The sequence below is a fragment of the Streptomyces sp. NPDC058697 genome (assembly GCF_042715345.1).
Taxonomy (GTDB): domain Bacteria; phylum Actinomycetota; class Actinomycetes; order Streptomycetales; family Streptomycetaceae; genus Streptomyces; species Streptomyces liliifuscus.
Window position 1 is genome coordinate 248,911 of sequence record NZ_JBHXSU010000009.1, and the last position, 18,196, is coordinate 267,106.

Annotated in this window: 16 protein-coding genes and 1 tRNA gene; 10 read left to right on the top strand and 7 right to left on the bottom strand. The window is 67.7% G+C overall.

Annotated elements, in window-relative coordinates:
* Window positions 1-56: 56 nt before the first annotated feature.
* From rsmG to rpmH, 6 genes are all read right to left on the bottom strand, one after another.
* Window positions 57-773, bottom strand: coding sequence for a 16S rRNA (guanine(527)-N(7))-methyltransferase RsmG (rsmG, locus tag ACFWXQ_RS23180; RefSeq protein ID WP_383937626.1), 717 nt, complete (start codon window positions 771-773; stop codon window positions 57-59).
* 138 nt (window positions 774-911) lie between these two features.
* The gene (locus ACFWXQ_RS23185) at window positions 912-1,424 is read right to left on the bottom strand and encodes a R3H domain-containing nucleic acid-binding protein (protein WP_055611477.1); all 513 of its coding nucleotides are present in this window, start codon (window positions 1,422-1,424) and stop codon (window positions 912-914) included.
* Between the two features lie 15 nt (window positions 1,425-1,439).
* Entirely contained in the window at window positions 1,440-2,729 is a 1,290-nt protein-coding gene (gene yidC / locus ACFWXQ_RS23190) for a membrane protein insertase YidC (RefSeq protein ID WP_383937623.1), read from the bottom strand.
* Between the two features lie 3 nt (window positions 2,730-2,732).
* Window positions 2,733-3,098 (bottom strand): membrane protein insertion efficiency factor YidD, encoded by a 366-nt coding sequence (gene yidD / locus ACFWXQ_RS23195; protein ID WP_055611475.1) that lies wholly within the window; start codon window positions 3,096-3,098, stop codon window positions 2,733-2,735.
* Window positions 3,095-3,466, bottom strand: a complete 372-nt coding sequence (gene rnpA, locus ACFWXQ_RS23200) for a ribonuclease P protein component (RefSeq protein WP_079052841.1) — start codon at window positions 3,464-3,466, stop codon at window positions 3,095-3,097. The genes yidD and rnpA overlap by 4 nt, the downstream gene beginning before the upstream one ends.
* 18 nt (window positions 3,467-3,484) lie before the next feature.
* Window positions 3,485-3,622 (bottom strand): 50S ribosomal protein L34, encoded by a 138-nt coding sequence (gene rpmH / locus ACFWXQ_RS23205; RefSeq protein WP_006381191.1) that lies wholly within the window; start codon window positions 3,620-3,622, stop codon window positions 3,485-3,487.
* 397 nt (window positions 3,623-4,019) lie between these two features.
* Here rpmH and dnaA point away from each other — a divergent pair, with 397 nt between their 5' ends.
* The 9 genes from dnaA to ACFWXQ_RS23250 all read left to right on the top strand — a co-directional run bounded on the left by dnaA (window position 4,020) and on the right by ACFWXQ_RS23250 (window position 17,004).
* Window positions 4,020-5,912: a chromosomal replication initiator protein DnaA gene (gene dnaA / locus ACFWXQ_RS23210; RefSeq protein ID WP_383937622.1), complete on the top strand. Its 1,893-nt coding sequence runs from the start codon at window positions 4,020-4,022 to the stop codon at window positions 5,910-5,912.
* A gap of 1,086 nt (window positions 5,913-6,998) precedes the next feature.
* The gene (dnaN, locus tag ACFWXQ_RS23215; protein WP_055611472.1) at window positions 6,999-8,129 is read left to right on the top strand and encodes a DNA polymerase III subunit beta; all 1,131 of its coding nucleotides are present in this window, start codon (window positions 6,999-7,001) and stop codon (window positions 8,127-8,129) included.
* A 128-nt stretch (window positions 8,130-8,257) separates the two neighbouring features.
* Window positions 8,258-9,139 (top strand): phosphogluconate dehydrogenase (NAD(+)-dependent, decarboxylating), encoded by an 882-nt coding sequence (gene gnd / locus ACFWXQ_RS23220; protein WP_383937620.1) that lies wholly within the window; start codon window positions 8,258-8,260, stop codon window positions 9,137-9,139.
* Between the two features lie 104 nt (window positions 9,140-9,243).
* Entirely contained in the window at window positions 9,244-10,368 is a 1,125-nt protein-coding gene (recF, locus tag ACFWXQ_RS23225) for a DNA replication/repair protein RecF (RefSeq protein ID WP_383937618.1), read from the top strand.
* Window positions 10,365-10,910, top strand: a complete 546-nt coding sequence (locus tag ACFWXQ_RS23230; protein WP_383937616.1) for a DUF721 domain-containing protein — start codon at window positions 10,365-10,367, stop codon at window positions 10,908-10,910. Before recF ends, ACFWXQ_RS23230 begins: the two co-directional genes overlap by 4 nt.
* A 286-nt stretch (window positions 10,911-11,196) precedes the next feature.
* Window positions 11,197-13,281, top strand: coding sequence for a DNA topoisomerase (ATP-hydrolyzing) subunit B (gene gyrB / locus ACFWXQ_RS23235; RefSeq protein WP_383937614.1), 2,085 nt, complete (start codon window positions 11,197-11,199; stop codon window positions 13,279-13,281).
* 42 nt (window positions 13,282-13,323) lie between these two features.
* Window positions 13,324-15,924, top strand: coding sequence for a DNA gyrase subunit A (gene gyrA / locus ACFWXQ_RS23240; RefSeq protein ID WP_383937612.1), 2,601 nt, complete (start codon window positions 13,324-13,326; stop codon window positions 15,922-15,924).
* Between the two features lie 18 nt (window positions 15,925-15,942).
* The gene (locus tag ACFWXQ_RS23245; RefSeq protein ID WP_383937610.1) at window positions 15,943-16,740 is read left to right on the top strand and encodes a DUF3566 domain-containing protein; all 798 of its coding nucleotides are present in this window, start codon (window positions 15,943-15,945) and stop codon (window positions 16,738-16,740) included.
* A 190-nt stretch (window positions 16,741-16,930) separates the two neighbouring features.
* Window positions 16,931-17,004 (top strand) — tRNA-Ile (locus ACFWXQ_RS23250).
* A 179-nt stretch (window positions 17,005-17,183) separates the two neighbouring features.
* On the opposite strand, the gene ACFWXQ_RS23255 is transcribed toward ACFWXQ_RS23250, so the two are convergent.
* Complete coding sequence (locus tag ACFWXQ_RS23255) at window positions 17,184-17,525, bottom strand: DUF6344 domain-containing protein (RefSeq protein WP_383937608.1); 342 nt, start codon at window positions 17,523-17,525, stop codon at window positions 17,184-17,186.
* 327 nt (window positions 17,526-17,852) lie between these two features.
* Here ACFWXQ_RS23255 and ACFWXQ_RS23260 point away from each other — a divergent pair, with 327 nt between their 5' ends.
* Complete coding sequence (locus tag ACFWXQ_RS23260; protein ID WP_003999697.1) at window positions 17,853-17,981, top strand: DLW-39 family protein; 129 nt, start codon at window positions 17,853-17,855, stop codon at window positions 17,979-17,981.
* The last annotated feature ends 215 nt before the right edge of the window (window positions 17,982-18,196 follow it).

The following is an 18,196-nucleotide window of genomic DNA, read 5'->3' on the forward strand; positions in this document are numbered from 1 at the left end:
CCGACAACACACATCCCGAATGAGTCGCTTTCCTGTCGCTTTCCCCAAGGACTCGGTCAGCGACGCCTTCGGGTCCGCCCCGTCCGTGCCGCCTTCGCCCGCTTGGCCGCGAAGCGCACGCCGCCCGGGCTCTCCCCGACCTCGACGCGTACCACCGTGGCGAGAGGATCCACCACACCTTCACCGACGTGAAGCACGGAGATGTCCACGGCACCCAGCTTGCTCAGGGCGGCCCCGGCGTTCTTGACCTCTTCCTCCGCGGTGTCGCCCTTGAGGAGGAGCATCTCGCCGTACGAACGCAGGAGTGGCACTCCCCAGGCCGCGAGGCGGTCCAGCGGCGCCACGGCCCGCGCCGTCACCACATGGACCGGAGACAGCGTGCCAAGGACCTCCTCGGCGCGCCCACGGACGACGGTGACGTGGTCGAGGCCGAGCAGCTCGACAACCTCGGTGAGAAAGTTCGTCCGGCGCAACAGGGGCTCAAGGAGCGTGATCTTCAGATCCGGGCGGACGAGGGCGAGCGGGATACCCGGCAGTCCGGCACCGGAACCGACATCGCACACCGTCACGCCCTCGGGAACGACCTCCGAGAGCACCGCACAGTTCAACATGTGCCGTTCCCAGAGGCGAGGCACTTCACGGGGGCCGATCAGCCCCCGCTGCACTCCCGCGTCCGCCAGCAGCTCCGCGTAACGAACCGCGTCTGAGAAGCGATCGCCGAATACCGCCCGGGCCTGCTCGGGCGCAGGGGGAAGCTCCGCTGCCTCCGTCACGGGGAACCGTCCTTCCGTACCGCTTGAGCGCACTGCGCGCTGACTACCAGGACTATGAGGAACCATCGGGGACTATCAGGCTGACAAAGTTCGGCCCCGCCTGCGAACACAGACGGGGCCGGAGAACGACGTGCTGGATCAGGCGGGGAGCACGACGACGAAGCGCTGCGGCTCCTCGCCCTCGGACTCACTGCGCAGGCCCGCGGCCTTGACCGCGTCGTGCACCACCTTGCGCTCGAAGGGGGTCATCGCCTTCATCTTCACGGGCTCACCGGAACTCCTGACCTCGGCCGCGGCCTTCGCGCCCAGCTCGGAGAGTTCCTCGCGCTTCTTGGCGCGGTAACCCGCGATGTCCAGCATCAGCCGGCTGCGGTCCCCGGTCTCCCGGTGCACGGCCAGCCGCGTGAGCTCCTGGAGAGCCTCCAGAACCTCACCGTCGCGGCCGACCAGCTTCTGCAGGTCACGGCCGCTGGAGTCGCTGATGATCGAGACCGCCGCGCGATCGGCCTCGACATCCATGTCGATGTCGCCGTCGAGATCGGCGATGTCCAGCAGACCCTCGAGGTAGTCGGCCGCGATCTCGCCCTCCTGCTCCAGGCGGGTCAGGGTGTCGCCACCCTCAGGGGCAGCGGAGGTGGTGCCTTCCGTCACGGGATGGACTCCTTCTTACTTCTTGGACGGGGACTTGGGCCGCTGCGGGCCCTTGCGCTGTCCGGACTGGGCCTTGCTGCGGGTACCACCGGACGCGGACTTGCCGCCCGCCGGCTTGGGACCGGGCTTGGCGTCCTCGGGTTCGTCGGACTTGCTGAGCGAGGTCTTCGGCGCGGGCTCGTCCGCCGCCTTGTGGCCGCTCTGGGCAGTACCCGACTGACGCTGGGACTTGCTCTGGCGCTTGGGCTGCTGGCGCTTGGGAGCGGCGCCGCCCGTCGCCGGGGTGCCGTCCTCGGTCTCGACCACCGTCGAGGCCTCGCTCTTCACCACCGTGCCGTCGGCCTGGGCCGCCAGGCCCGCCTTGGTCAGTCCGTTGATGAACTTGCGCTCGACATCGTTGCGGTCGCGGCCCTTGGCCACGATGGCCTTGACGATGGCCTTCTCACCGCGGCCGCGCGTCTTGCCGTTGTGCGTGACGCGCTTGTGCAGCCGCTCCAGGTAGGAGGCCTGAGCCTTGGAACCCGGCGTCGGGTTGTTGTGGATGACATACATCTGCTGGCCCATGGTCCACACGTTGGTGGTCAGCCAGTAGACGAGGACACCGACGGGGAAGTTGATACCGAAGACGGCGAACATGATCGGGAAGACGTACATCAGCATCTTCTGCTGCTGCATGAACGGCGTCTTCACCGTCGTGTCGACGTTCTTCGTCATCAGCTGGCGCTGCGTGTAGAACTGCGAGAACGACATCAGGACGATCATGATCGCCGTGACGACGCGCACGTCGGTGATCGAGGAGCCCAGTGCCTGGACCTTGGCATCGCTGTCCGTGAACTTCGCGGCCAGCGGAGCGCCGAAGATGTGCGCCTTCTGCGCGCTCTCCAGCAGCCGGTCGTTGATCACGCCGATGGTGTCGTTCGACGCGATGCTGTTGAGCACGTGGTACAGGGCGAAGAAGAACGGGGACTGCGCCAGGATGGGAAGGCACGAGGAGAGCGGGTTGGTGCCCGTCTCCTTGTACAGCTTCATCATCTCTTCGGACTGGCGCTGCTTGTCGTTCTTGTAGCGCTCCTGGATCTTCTTCATCTCGGGCTGCAGCGTCTGCATCGCCCGAGTGGCCTTGATCTGCTTCACGAAGAGCGGGATCAGGCAGATACGGATCAGGATCACCAGGGACACGATGGACAAGCCCCAGGCCCAGCCCGTGTCGGGGCCGAAGATGGCGCCGTACACCGAGTGGAACTGGACGATGACCCAGGAAACGGGTGTCGTGATGAAGCTGAAAATACTGGCAATCGTGTCCACTAATCAGGCTCCTTGAGCATGGGACGGGGTCTCGGCGGCCGGGCTCGAGGGATGGTTGGACATACCGTGCCCCTCGGTGGCCGGTTCGGCGGCGGAGGTCCCGCCCTTGCGTGCACGCCAGGCGTTACGCAGCATTTCGTGCCACCGCGGACGCTTGCGCGGCGGGACATGGTCCACACCGCCCAGCGACCACGGATTGCACCGCAGGATGCGCCAGGCGGTGAGTGCCGTTCCCTTGATCGCACCGTGACGGTCGATGGCTTGGTACCCGTAGTGGGAACACGACGGGTAGTACTTGCACACCGGCCCGAGCAACGGGCTGATGGTCCACTGGTACAGCTTGATGAGAGCCAGCAGCGGGTACTTCATCGCGCGCCCCCTCCCAGTAGCCGCTCCAGGGCGGCGTCCAGGTCTCGGGCCAGCTGTGCATGGTCGGCGTCACCCGCACCGGGCAGCGCTCGTACGACTACCAGGCTACCGGGGGTCAGCAGAGCCACTCGGTCACGCATCAGATGGCGAAGCCGGCGCTTCACCTTGTTGCGTACGACGGCCCCGCCCACTGCTTTGCTGACAACGAAACCCGCACGCGTCGGGGGAGCGCTCTCCCCAGGCGCGTGCGGGTCCGTTGCACCGCTACGTAGATGAACGACGAGAAGCGGGCGTCCGGCCCGGCGTCCTCGGCGTACCGCGGTCGCGAAGTCCTCGCGCCGCCTCAGCCGATGCTCGGTAGGCAGCACGTCATGACCTGTTGGTGATCAGGCGGACAGGCTGGCGCGACCCTTGCCACGACGGTTCGCGAGAATCGCTCGGCCGGCGCGGGTGCGCATCCGCAGGCGGAAGCCGTGGGTCTTGGCGCGACGACGGTTGTTCGGCTGGAAGGTGCGCTTGCTCACTCGGGGGCTCCAGAAGAAATCGGTAGTTTCGGGGTGCCGTCTTGGCTGTCACCGTGCGCCCACGAGTAGCTCGCTTACGCCCGAGTGCACCGCTTCCCGATCACTCTTCGCGATCTGTGCCCATCGGAGGCAGGCGGCAGCAGCCATCGACAACTCGACCTGGTTACGGTACGCGCGGCTACGCCATCCGGTCAAACCAGCGCTGCCCGGGAGACACTATCCACAGCCTGGGGACAACAACTTGAACCGCATGGGTCGCCCTGACTACCGTGGCTGGACTCCGGTTCGTTCCCTTCTCCCTGCTCCATCTGATTCGTGCCGCCCGCCCCACCCTGAGTTCCAACCCAATCCGTCCCAGGAATCACACGTTCGTGGGACCCGTGAGAGAGCGTGCCCTGTGGCTGACGTACCTGCCGATCTTGCCGCAGTGTGGCCACGAGTATTGGAGCAACTTCTCGGTGAGGGGCGTGGGCAGGGTGTCGAGACGAAGGACGAGCACTGGATCAAGCGCTGCCAGCCGCTGGCACTCGTAGCGGACACCGCGCTGCTCGCGGTACCCAACGAGTTCGCGAAGGGCGTCCTGGAAGGACGCCTCGCGCCGATCGTCAGCGAGACCCTGAGCCGCGAGTGCGGCCGCCCGATCCGTATCGCGATCACTGTTGACGACTCGGTCGGCGAGACCCCGGCCCCGCCGGCGCCGCCCGCCCAGTCGCAGCAGCGCTACGAGGAGCCCGAGCGGCCCCCCGCGCAGGACCGTGACGGATACCGGGGATACGGCCGCCACCGTGCGAACGACCACATGGACGACCACCCGCAGGGCCGCCCCGACCAGCAGCCGCCCCGCGGGGACCAGCTCCCGACCGCCCGTCCCGCGTACCCCGACTATCAGCGCCCCGATCCCGGCGCCTGGCCGCGGCCCTCTCAGGACGACTACGGCTGGCAGCAGCAGCGGCTCGGCTTCCCGGACCGGGACCCGTACGCGTCGCCCTCTCAGGACTACCGGCAGCAGCCGCCGGACCGCTCTCCCTACGAACAGCAGCGGTCCGACTACGAACAGCAGCGGCCCGGGTACGACCAGCCGCGCTCCGACTACGACCAGCGCCCGGACCGCCGCGACCGCCGGCCCGAGCCGCCGTCGCATTCCGGGACCGGGCATGTCCACCGCGGCGGACCCGTCGGCTCCAATCTGCCCGCCTCCAGTGGTGCCCCGGGGCCGCTGGCCGCGCAGCCGGCGCCCGCGGCCGGTCCCGGAGAGCCCACCGCGCGCCTCAACCCGAAGTACCTCTTCGACACCTTCGTCATCGGCGCCTCGAACCGCTTCGCGCACGCCGCCGCGGTCGCCGTCGCCGAGGCACCCGCGAAGGCGTACAACCCCCTCTTCATCTACGGGGAGTCGGGACTCGGCAAGACGCACCTGCTGCACGCAATCGGGCACTACGCGCGCAGCCTCTACCCGGGCACGCGCGTGCGGTATGTGAGCTCCGAGGAGTTCACCAACGAGTTCATCAACTCCATCCGCGACGGCAAGGGCGACAGCTTCCGCAAGCGGTACCGCGAGATGGACATCCTGCTCGTCGACGACATCCAGTTCCTGGCGGACAAGGAGTCGACGCAGGAGGAGTTCTTCCACACCTTCAACACGCTCCACAACGCGAACAAGCAGATCGTGCTCTCCAGCGACCGGCCGCCCAAGCAGTTGGTCACCCTGGAGGACCGGCTGCGGAACCGTTTCGAGTGGGGCCTGATCACCGACGTCCAGCCGCCCGAGCTGGAGACCCGTATCGCCATCCTCCGTAAGAAGGCGGTGCAGGAGCAGCTCAACGCCCCGCCCGAGGTGCTGGAGTTCATCGCGTCCCGGATCTCGCGGAACATCCGTGAGCTGGAGGGCGCGCTGATCCGGGTGACGGCGTTCGCGTCTCTCAACCGGCAACCGGTGGACCTCGGCCTGACGGAGATCGTCCTCAAGGACCTGATCCCGGGCGGCGAGGACTCGGCCCCGGAGATCACGGCGACGGCCATCATGGCGGCGACCGCCGACTACTTCGGTCTCACGGTGGACGACCTGTGCGGCTCCTCGCGCAGCCGCGTGCTGGTGACGGCTCGCCAGATCGCGATGTACCTGTGCCGCGAGCTCACCGACCTCTCGCTGCCGAAGATCGGGGCGCAGTTCGGTGGCCGCGACCACACGACCGTCATGCACGCCGACCGGAAGATCCGCGCGCTGATGGCCGAGCGCCGCTCCATCTACAACCAGGTCACCGAACTCACGAACCGCATCAAGAACGGCTGACAGCAGCGGCGGTACGTCGCTGAGGGCGCCCCGGGACACGTTCCCGAGGGCGCCTTCCGTCGTTCCGGCACACCCGCAAAGCCCTTCCGGCACGCGCCAGACGCCGTTCCCGCACGCGCCCGATGGCGATCCGGCATGTGTCGACGTCGTCCCCAGCCCGCCTCCGAGGGGGGGTCTTCGTCGCTCACACGCCTCCTGAGGACCCTCGTTCTGCCCTCGTTCTGCCTTCTCTCGGCCCTCATCCGCCCTCGTACGACGGCTCCCGGCCGCACCCGGAGTCGCTCCGCCGACACCCGAAGACCATCCGTTGTTCGAATACGGGCCCTGGTTACGGCCGCCCTCCACAGATTCGGGGACTTTCTCGCGTCCACACCCTGGGGACTGGGAAGTTGTCCAGATCGTGTCCACAGGGTGTGCTGCTGAAAGAACATCGGGCCAGGTCAGCCGGTTGTGGATTCGTGGACGAACGATCTCCACAGACTGTGGACGACGAGATGATCCACAGGGTGTGCAGAAAGTTGTCCACCGGCGGCCCACAGGCTGGGGGCGGTTGTCCCCAGCGATCCCCGGCTTCTCCACACCGCTGTCCACTGTTCGGCAACGCGACGCGCTTCCTCACCGTGTCGAGTGAAAGGCGTCACACGAAGGTGCCGGGTTGGGCTGTGGGGAACGTGGGTAAATCTGGGGACGGCGCTGGGGAGAAGTGGCCCCCGCCTGTGCATCGGGTGTGCAGAACTTTTCCCCGTCCACAGAAGACGCCTGTTTTCCACCGCCTCCGCCCACAGGGCCAGTGGACAAAAAACCGCCCCTGAGCTGCGAATACGGGGTTATCCACGGTATCCACAGCCCCTACTACTACTCCCAACTAGAGAGAGTCTGGGAATCGATTCGAAGTGGGGGCTGTGCACAACTCGCGCTCGGAGCCTCAGCTGCCGCTCGGAACGACTTGACCCCGAGGGGCACCGACTGTCAGTGCGGTGCGTCAGACTGTTCCCCGGTGTCCTTCCCATGACCGGGCTGAGCGACACCGAGTCAGACGACGAGGCAGCAGGGCGAGAGCGCCGGCAACAGACGGAGGCGGCAACGGTGAAGATCCGGGTGGAACGCGACGTACTCGCGGAGGCAGTGGCCTGGGCGGCACGCAGCCTCCCGGCCCGTCCGCCGGCGCCTGTGCTCGCCGGCCTTCTGCTGAAGGCCGAAGAGGGCGCGCTGAGCCTCTCCAGCTTCGACTACGAGGTTTCGGCACGGGTCTCCGTGGACGCCGAGATCGACGAGGAAGGCACGGTGCTCGTCTCCGGCCGCCTGCTCGCCGACATCTGCCGCGCTCTCCCCAACCGGCCGGTGGAGATTTCCACAGACGGTGTACGGGCGACCGTGGTCTGCGGGTCCTCGCGCTTCACGCTCCACACACTGCCTGTGGAGGAGTACCCGGCACTGCCGCAGATGCCGTCGGCGACCGGCACCGTCCCCGGTGAGGTCTTCGCCTCCGCCGCCGCCCAGGTGGCCATCGCCGCGGGCCGCGACGACACGCTGCCCGTCCTCACCGGTGTGCGCATCGAGATCGAGGGCGACACGGTCACGCTGGCGTCCACCGACCGCTACCGCTTCGCCGTCCGCGAGTTCCTGTGGAAGCCGGAGAACCCCGAGGCGTCCGCGGTGGCCCTGGTGCCCGCCAAGACGCTCCTGGACACCGCCAAGGCCCTCACAAGCGGCGACAGCGTCATCCTGGCGCTGTCCGGCTCCGGCGCCGGCGAGGGTCTGATCGGTTTCGAGGGCGCGGGACGGCGCACGACCACGCGTCTGCTGGAGGGCGACCTCCCGAAGTACCGCTCGCTGTTCCCGACGGAGTTCAACTCCATCGCCGTGATCGAGACCGCCCCCTTCGTGGAGGCCGTCAAGCGCGTCGCCCTGGTCGCCGAGCGGAACACCCCGGTGCGGCTCTCCTTCGAGCAGGGCGTGCTGATCCTGGAGGCCGGTTCCAGCGACGACGCACAGGCTGTGGAAAGGGTCGACGCCCAGCTGGAGGGCGACGACGTCTCGATCGCCTTCAACCCCACGTTCCTGCTCGACGGCCTGAGCGCCATCGACTCCCCGGTGGCGCAGCTCTCCTTCACGACGTCCACCAAGCCGGCGCTCCTCAGCGGCAAGCCCGCCTTGGACGCGGAGGCGGACGAGGCGTACAAGTACCTGATCATGCCGGTGCGGCTCAGCGGCTGACGAAGGCCGCAGGTGGGGGCGTACGTCTGAGCGGCTATGCCCACAGGTGTGCAGGAGCGTCCGGGTTTAGGCTCGGACGCAGGTACGAAAGTGCCCTCCTGCCACATCGCTAGTGAAGGAACAACCTGATGGAGCTCGGTCTCGTCGGCCTCGGCAAGATGGGCGGCAACATGCGCGAGCGCATCCGCCGCGCAGGCCACACCGTCATCGGATACGACCGCAATCCGGACGTCGCCGATGTCCACAGCCTCGAAGAGCTTGTGGGCAAGCTCAAGGGTCCGCGTGTGGTGTGGGTGATGGTCCCGGCCGGTGCGGCGACCCAGTCGACGATCGACGAGCTCGCCGAGCTCCTGGAGCCCGGTGACGTCGTCGTGGACGGCGGCAACTCCCGCTGGACGGACGACGAGAAGCACGCCGGGGAGCTGGCGGCCAAGGGCATCGGCTTCGTCGACTGCGGCGTCTCGGGCGGCGTCTGGGGCCTGCAGAACGGCTATGCGCTGATGTACGGCGGCGACGCCGAGAACATCGCCAAGGTCCAGCCTGTCCTCGACGCCCTCAAGCCCGAGGGGGACGCCGGCGTCGGCGCCGTCCACGCGGGCAAGGTGGGCGCGGGCCACTTCTCGAAGATGGTCCACAACGGCATCGAGTACGCGATGATGCAGGCCTACGCCGAGGGCTGGGAGCTCCTAGAGAAGGTCGACTCGGTCACCGACGTGCGCGAGGTCTTCCGCTCCTGGCAGGAGGGCACCGTCATCCGCTCCTGGCTGCTCGACCTCGCGGTCAACGCGCTGGACGAGGACGAGCACCTGGAGAAGCTGCGCGGCTACGCACAGGACTCCGGCGAGGGCCGGTGGACCGTGGAAGCCGCCATCGACCACGCGGTGCCGCTGCCCGCGATCACCGCGTCGCTGTTCGCGCGGTTCTCGTCCCGGCAGGACGACTCCCCGCAGATGAAGATGGTCGCGGCGCTGCGGAACCAGTTCGGCGGCCACGCGGTCGAGAAGAAGTGAACCCGCCGAAGCGAGGTCGAAGTGAATCGGCCGGGTAGCCGGAAGAAGTAGTCCACAGGTCCGCACCGCGGATCCACAGCCCTGGGGGAGGTCGGCGAACGACCATGCACGTCACGCATCTGTCGCTGGCCGACTTCCGCTCGTACGCCCGGGTCGAGGTCCCGCTCGACCCGGGCGTCACCGCGTTCGTGGGGCCCAACGGACAGGGCAAGACCAACCTCGTCGAGGCGGTCGGCTATCTCGCCACCCTCGGCAGCCACCGCGTCTCGTCGGACGCGCCCCTCGTACGGATGGGCGCCGACCGGGCGATCATCCGGGCCAACGTCCGGCAGGGCGAGCGTCAGCAGCTCGTCGAGCTGGAGCTGAACCCGGGCAAGGCCAATCGCGCCCGCATCAACAGGTCCTCGCAGGTCAGACCCCGTGACGTACTCGGCATCGTACGGACCGTGCTGTTCGCGCCCGAGGACCTCGCGCTGGTCAAGGGCGATCCGGGCGAGCGCCGGCGCTTCCTCGACGAGCTGATCACCGCGCGCTCCCCGCGCATGGCCGGCGTGCGCTCGGACTACGACCGCGTCCTCAGGCAGCGCAACACCCTCCTGAAGTCGGCCGCGCTGGCCCGTCGCCACGGCGGCCGCACGATGGACCTGTCCACGCTCGACGTCTGGGACCAGCACCTCGCGCGCGTGGGTGCCGAGCTGCTCGCCCAGCGCCTCGACCTGGTCGCCGCGATCCAGCCACTGGCGGACAAGGCGTACGAGCAGCTGGCGCCGGGCGGCGGTCCCGTGACCCTGGAGTACAGGCCCTCCTCGCCCGAGATCACCGGCCACGCCCGCGAGGAGCTGTACGAGCAGCTGATGGCCGCGATGGTGGAGACGCGCAAGTCCGAGATCGAGCGGGGCGTCACCCTGGTCGGACCACATCGTGACGAACTACTGCTCAAACTTGGCGAGCTGCCCGCGAAGGGATACGCGTCACACGGCGAGTCCTGGTCGTACGCGCTGTCGCTGCGCCTGGCCTCGTACGACCTGCTGCGGGCCGAGGGCAACGAGCCGGTGCTGGTCCTCGACGACGTGTTCGCCGAGCTGGACACCCGTCGCCGCGAACGCCTCGCCGAGCTGGTCGCCCCGGGCGAGCAGGTGCTGGTGACGGCCGCGGTCGACGACGACGTACCGGGCGTACTGACAGGGACACGGTTCACCGTGTCCGGGGGCACGGTGAAGCGCGTATGAGCGAGAACACACCGGAGCCGAAGCCAGAGCCGACGAAGGGTCCGGAACCCTCCGGCGTCGACCTCGCGCGCGTGGCCCTGCGCGCCGCGAAGGAGCAGGCACGCGCGCGTGGGGACGCGGCGCGGCAGAAGAAGCAGGCGCGGCGCGGCGGTCTGCGCTCGGGCGCGCATGCCGACGGGCGTGACCCGATGGCGCTCGGCTCCGCCATCAACCGGCTCATCACCGAGCGCGGCTGGGAGGCCCCGGCGGCCGTCGGCGGTGTCATGGGCCGCTGGCCGCAGATCGTCGGCGACGACCTGGCCAACCACTGCGTACCGGAGAAGTACGACGAGGACGAGCGCGTGCTGATCGTGCGGTGCGACTCGACGGCCTGGGCGACCAACCTGAGGCTGCTCGCTCCGCAGCTGGTCGCACGCCTGAACGAGGACCTCGGGCACGGCACCGTGAAGCTGATCAAGGTCCTCGGCCCCGGGGGTCCCGTCCAGCGTTTCGGCCCCTTGCGCGCCCCTGGCAGCACGGGCCCCGGTGACACCTACGGGTGAGCCAGACCGGACGGTATGCCGTTCGTAGCGGGGGGTTGACACCTCGAAGCGCTGAGTGCCGCTCTGCGCCTCTTTGAGCCCGGGTCCGCATATGGGGAGTCGGTGGAGACCGGTTCAGGGCGGCACATGCGGACTCAGGTACCGGCAAACCCCCATCACTGTCGGCGCTACCGGTAGACTGGAGGCTAATCCCGCCCCACTTGTGGGACGCACCGAGCAACGCTGACTAAGGCTTACCAACGCAACACGCCGCAGCCGCTCCGGCCACCCGCCGGGAGCTTGGCTTGTGCTGTGCCAGAAAGGGCGCTTCGTGGCCGATTCCGGCAACCCCAACGAGAACATCCCGTCCACCGACGCCGGCGCGAACGGCGGGGCCACCACCTCGAACGGCGAGGTCACGGCCTCGTACGACGCCAGCGCCATCACCGTCCTCGAGGGTCTGGACGCGGTCCGCAAGCGACCCGGCATGTACATCGGCTCGACCGGTGAGCGTGGTCTTCATCACCTCGTGTACGAGGTGGTCGACAACTCCGTCGACGAGGCGCTGGCCGGGCACGCGGACACGATCGACGTCACGATCCTCGCCGACGGCGGTGTGCGCGTCGTCGACAACGGCCGCGGCATCCCGGTGGGCATCGTCCCGTCCGAGGGCAAGCCCGCCGTCGAGGTCGTCCTGACCGTGCTGCACGCGGGCGGAAAGTTCGGTGGCGGCGGCTACGCGGTCTCCGGCGGTCTGCACGGCGTGGGCGTCTCCGTCGTGAACGCGCTGTCCACGAAGGTGGCCGTTGAGGTCAGGACCGACGGGCACCGCTGGACGCAGGACTACAAGCTGGGCGTCCCGACCGCCCCGCTCGCCCAGCACGAGGCCATCGAGGAGACCGGCACCTCGGTCACCTTCTGGGCCGACGGGGACATCTTCGAGACCACCGACTACTCCTTCGAGACGCTCTCGCGGCGCTTCCAGGAGATGGCGTTCCTCAACAAGGGTTTGACGATCAAACTCACTGATGAGCGCGACTCGGCGAAGGCCGTGACCGGTGCGGACGAGGCGGGTGCGGACGAGAACGACGAGGTCAAGACCGTCACGTACCACTACGAGGGCGGCATCGTCGACTTCGTGAAGTACCTCAACTCCCGCAAGGGCGAGGTCATCCACCCCACGGTGATCGACATCGAGGCCGAGGACAAGGAGCGCATGCTCTCCCTCGAGGTCGCGATGCAGTGGAACGGCGGATACAGCGAGGGTGTGTACTCCTTCGCCAACACCATCCACACCCACGAGGGCGGTACGCACGAGGAGGGCTTCCGTGCGGCGCTCACCGGTCTCATCAACCGGTACGCGCGCGACAAGAAGCTGCTCCGCGAGAAGGACGACAACCTCACGGGCGACGACATCCGCGAGGGTCTGACGGCGATCATCTCGATCAAGCTGGGCGAGCCGCAGTTCGAGGGCCAGACCAAGACCAAGCTGGGCAACACGGAGGCGAAGACCTTCGTCCAGAAGGTCGTCCACGAGCACATCAGCGACTGGCTGGACCGCAACCCGAACGAGGCCGCGGACATCATCCGCAAGTCCATCCAGGCGGCCACCGCGCGCGTGGCGGCCCGCAAGGCCCGTGACCTCACCCGTCGCAAGGGGCTCCTGGAGACGGCGTCCCTGCCGGGCAAGCTGAGCGACTGCCAGTCGAACGACCCCACCAAGTGCGAGATCTTCATCGTCGAGGGTGACTCCGCCGGCGGCTCGGCCAAGTCCGGCCGGAACCCGGAGTACCAGGCGATCCTCCCGATCCGCGGCAAGATCCTGAACGTGGAGAAGGCGCGGATCGACAAGATCCTGCAGAACCAGGAGATCCAGGCGCTGATCTCGGCGTTCGGCACCGGGGTCCACGAGGACTTCGACATCGCGCGGCTGCGCTATCACAAGATCATCCTGATGGCGGACGCCGACGTCGACGGCCAGCACATCAACACCCTGCTGCTGACCTTCCTGTTCCGCTTCATGCGGCCGCTGGTCGAGGCCGGACACGTGTTCCTGTCGCGTCCGCCGCTGTACAAGATCAAGTGGGGCCGGGACGACTTCGAGTACGCGTACTCGGACCGTGAGCGCGACGCCCTGATCGAGCTCGGCCGCCAGTCGGGCAAGCGCGTCAGGGAGGACTCGATCCAGCGCTTCAAGGGCCTCGGCGAGATGAACGCCGAGGAGCTGCGCATCACGACGATGGACCAGGAGCACCGCGTTCTCGGTCAGGTCACGCTCGACGACGCCGCCCAGGCCGACGACCTGTTCTCGGTCCTGATGGGCGAGGACGTCGAGGCACGCCGCGCGTTCATCCAGCGCAATGCCAAGGACGTCCGCTTCCTCGACATCTGAGTCGGTCTCAGCTGACCGCGTCAGAAAGGATCTTCACCAGCAATGACCGACGAGACACCTCTTCCTCCCAACGGTCCGATCGTCCCCGAAGAGGGCGAGATCGCCCTGCGCGTCGAGCCCGTCGGGCTCGAGACCGAGATGCAGCGCTCGTACCTCGACTACGCGATGTCCGTCATCGTGTCGCGCGCGCTGCCCGACGTACGGGACGGTCTCAAGCCCGTCCACCGCCGCGTCCTGTACGCCATGTACGACGGCGGCTACCGGCCCGAGAAGGGCTTCTACAAGTGCGCCCGCGTCGTCGGCGACGTCATGGGCACCTACCACCCGCACGGCGACTCCTCGATCTACGACGCGCTGGTCCGCCTCGCGCAGCCGTGGTCGATGCGGATGCCGCTGGTGGACTCCAACGGCAACTTCGGCTCTCCCGGCAACGACCCGGCCGCCGCCATGCGGTACACCGAGTGCAAGCTGAAGCCGCTGTCCATGGAGATGGTCCGTGACATCGACGAGGAGACCGTCGACTTCACGGACAACTACGACGGCCGCAACCAGGAGCCGACGGTTCTGCCGGCGCGCTTCCCGAACCTGCTGATCAACGGCTCGGCGGGCATCGCGGTCGGCATGGCGACGAACATCCCGCCGCACAACCTGCGCGAGGTCGCGTCCGGCGCCCAGTGGTACCTGGAGAACCCGGAGGCCTCGCACGAGGAGCTTCTGGACGCCCTGATCGAGCGCATCAAGGGCCCCGATTTCCCGAGCGGCGCCCTTGTGGTGGGCCGTAAGGGCATCGAGGAGGCGTACCGCACGGGCCGTGGCTCCATCACGATGCGCGCGGTCGTCGACGTCGAGGAGATCCAGAACCGCCAGTGCCTGGTGGTCACCGAACTCCCCTACCAGGTCAACCCCGACAACCTCGCGCAGAAGATCGCCGACCTGGTGAAGGACGGCAAGGTCGGCGGCATCGCGGACGTCCGCGACGAGACCTCGTCCCGTACGGGCCAGCGCCTCGTCATCGTCCTGAAGCGGGACGCGGTCGCCAAGGTCGTGCTGAACAACCTCTACAAGCACACCGACCTGCAGACGAACTTCGGCGCGAACATGCTGGCGCTGGTCGACGGCGTGCCGCGCACGCTGTCGCTCGACGCGTTCATCCGCCACTGGGTGACACACCAGGTCGAGGTCATCGTCCGGCGTACGCGCTTCCGGCTGCGCAAGGCCGAGGAGCGCGCGCACATCCTGCGTGGCCTCCTGAAGGCCCTGGACGCCATCGACGAGGTCATCGCACTGATCCGGCGCAGTGACACCGTGGAGATCGCGCGAGAGGGCCTCATGGGCCTCCTGGAGATCGACGAGATCCAGGCCAACGCGATCCTCGAGATGCAGCTGCGCCGGCTGGCCGCTCTGGAGCGCCAGAAGATCGTCTCCGAGCACGACGAACTCCAGGCGAAGATCCGCGAGTACAACGAGATCCTGGCCTCGCCCGTGCGCCAGCGCGGCATCATCAGCGAGGAACTGGCCGCGATCGTCGAGAAGTTCGGCGACGACCGCCGGTCCAAGCTGGTCCCCTTCGACGGCGACATGTCCATGGAGGACCTGATCGCCGAAGAGGACATCGTCGTCACCATCTCGCGCGGCGGCTACGTCAAGCGCACCAAGACGGACGACTACCGCTCCCAGAAGCGCGGCGGCAAGGGCGTACGCGGCACGAAGCTCAAGGAAGACGACATCGTCGACCACTTCTTCGTGTCGACGACGCACCACTGGCTGCTGTTCTTCACCAACAAGGGCCGCGTCTACCGCGCGAAGGCGTACGAACTCCCGGACGCCGGACGTGACGCGCGTGGACAGCACGTCGCCAACCTGCTGGCATTCCAGCCGGACGAGGCGATCGCCGAGATCCTCGCGATCCGCGACTACGAGGCGGCGCCCTATCTGGTGCTGGCCACGAAGGGCGGACTTGTGAAGAAGACGCCCTTGAAGGATTACGATTCACCGCGTTCGGGCGGCGTCATCGCGATCAACCTCCGTGAAACGGAGGACGGTTCTGACGACGAACTGATCGGTGCCGAGCTCGTTTCGGCAGAGGATGATCTGCTTCTGATCAGCAGGAAGGCTCAATCGATCAGGTTCACGGCGACGGCTGACGCATTGCGTCCCATGGGCCGTGCGACCTCGGGCGTGAAGGGCATGAGCTTCCGTGAGGGAGACCGGCTGCTCTCGATGAATGTTGTTCGACCCGGTACGTTCGTGTTCACTGCCACAGACGGCGGGTACGCGAAGCGGACCGCTGTTGACGAGTACCGCGTCCAGGGTCGCGGTGGCCTGGGTATCAAGGCCGCCAAGATCGTCGAGGACCGCGGTTCGCTCGTCGGCGCGCTGGTGGTCGAGGGGACCGACGAGATCCTCGCCATCACGCTGTCGGGCGGTGTGATTCGTACGCGAGTCAACGAGGTCAGGGAGACGGGCCGTGACACCATGGGCGTCCAACTGATCAACCTGGGCAAGCGCGATGCCGTCGTCGGTATCGCTCGAAACGCCGAGGCCGGTCGCGAGGCCGAGGAAGTCGACGGCGCGGTCGACGACTCGGACGAGGTCGAAACGGTCGCCGGTACGGACGAGGGCGAGCCGTCCTCGGACGAGTAGCGCGAGGAGTGAGTCATCGTGAGCGGAGCCACGGGCGCCGGTTCTACCGGTACGGAAAAGGACGGCGGCCGTGGCCCCGCCACGGAGGCGACTGACTCCCATGACTCTCATGGATCCCAGGGGGGAACTGTGACGGACACCAGAGGCCCGCAGACGCCGCAGTACGCGGCGGGCGCGGCCCCAGGCTCGCCGGTGCCTCCGGGCCCGGCGCCTTCTCCGGGGCCGGGACCAGCCCCGGGCCCGGCGGCTCCGGTGGGCCACACGCCTCCCGCGGGCCAGCCTGCTCCCGTGGGCGCGGCACCGCCGCCTCCGGGATCGCCGCTGCCGGGGGAACGGCAGCCGCAGCAGACCTCTCAGCCGTACCACCCGCCGCAGGCGTACCCGGCACAGCAGGTGGCCACCGGCGCTGTCCGCAGGCCGCGCACCGGGGCCCGTACGACCCCGCGCACGCGCAAGGCGCGTCTGCGGGTGGCCAAGGCCGACCCGTGGTCGGTGATGAAGGTCAGCTTCCTGCTCTCCATCGCGCTCGGCATCTGCACGATCGTCGCGGCCGCGGTCCTGTGGATGGTCATGGACGCCATGGGCGTCTTCTCCACGGTGGGCGGCACGATCTCCGAGGCCACCGGCTCGAACGAGTCCAACGGCTTCGACCTGCAGTCCTTCCTGTCGCTGCCGCGTGTGCTCATCTTCACGTCAATCATCGCGGTCATCGACGTCGTCCTCGCCACCGCGCTCGCCACCCTCGGAGCGTTCATCTACAACCTCTCCGCGGGCTTCGTCGGCGGTATCGAGCTGACGCTCGCAGAGGACGAGTAAAACGTTGTCGTAACCGCTTCCTGCTTGGAGCGCATCCCTTGTCGGGGATGCGCTCTCACGCTGTCCGGGGATGCGTTGTCACGCCGTCCGGGCAGGCTGGAGCGGGCCTCGGATACCGATTTTGGGACTGACCCCGTCGTGCGCTAATCTTCAGAGGTCAGCGCGCGGGACATACACCGCAGAGCGCGGCGGGGCTATAGCTCAGTTGGTTAGAGCGCATCCCTGATAAGGATGAGGCCACAGGTTCAAATCCTGTTAGCCCCACATTGCGAAGACCCCCAACCAGTCCTGGTTGGGGGTCTTGTCGTGTGCCCGGTGTGTACGCAAGTTCGCCCCGGACGTGAGGTGTGTGAAAGGTAATCGAGCGACGTAGAACGAGGTCTACGTAGAGGCTGATTTACGTGAAGAGGGTCTACGTAGGGGCCTGTTCGTCGGCGCTCGGCCTACGTCCGGTCGGTGCAGGGGGCGGCGGAGTCCGCCGCGGGCTCCTCCTCGTCGGAGGTCTCGTCCGTGTCCGCCGGCCCGCGGTGGCGGCAGCTCGGCGAGGAGCCGTGGGCCTCGGCGCGGATGCGTTGCTTCATGGTGGGGGGCAGGGAGCGGGCGTACGCCCACGCCCAGGCGGCCGTCGTCGGGAGCGTCACGGTCGCGGTGCTGTTGCGCGGGCTCTCCGGCTGCTGTACCGGTGTGGCCGCGCTCGCCGTCGTGACGAGTCCGAGCGTCGTGCACAGTGCGATGAAGGCGGTGATGACCGCGGTCCACAGCTTCATGACCCAGATCTTGGCCATGGCCCCTCACTTTCGGGTTGGGCGATTTGCGTACTTTCCTCATGATGTGTATGGCGGCCCTGAAGTGGTGGACCTGTGCTCGTGGCGCGTCGATCTTCCGATGAACACCACCCGGATGGACCCAAGAAGCCAGAAAAGCGATGAAGAGCAGCAAAAAGTCACAGTGTGTGGTGACAGCTCACGCTCCGAAGGGAGCGCTGTCGTCCGGTTCTACTGCTGTGTGCCGTGCGGGAGTTGGCGGCCGACGCAGGTCACCGTTGGGTATCGGCCGGTGTGTATAGTCGGGCGGCAGAAGTCCCCTACGCCAAGGAAAGACGAGGTCGCGCGGTGAAGAAGCTTCTCCTGGTCGCACTGGCCGCCATCGGCGGGCTCCTCGTGTACCGCCAGATCCAGGCGGATCGCGCCGAGCAGGATCTGTGGACGGAGGCGACCGACTCCGTGCCCACGGGTTCGTGAGTATCGACGACAGTCTCAGTACAGACCCCGGCCGCCTCGCGGTCGGGGTTTTGTGTTGCCGGGGGCAGGGCCTGGACGGTGCGTTGTGGACCTCAAGCGTCGTGGACGTCACAGGAAGCGCTTGCGTGGCTGAACAAGGGGTGGCGCGGCGGCCTGAGGGGCAGGATGGTCGAGGCTTCACGGACGTCCGGGACAGCGTCGGGACAGCGCCGACA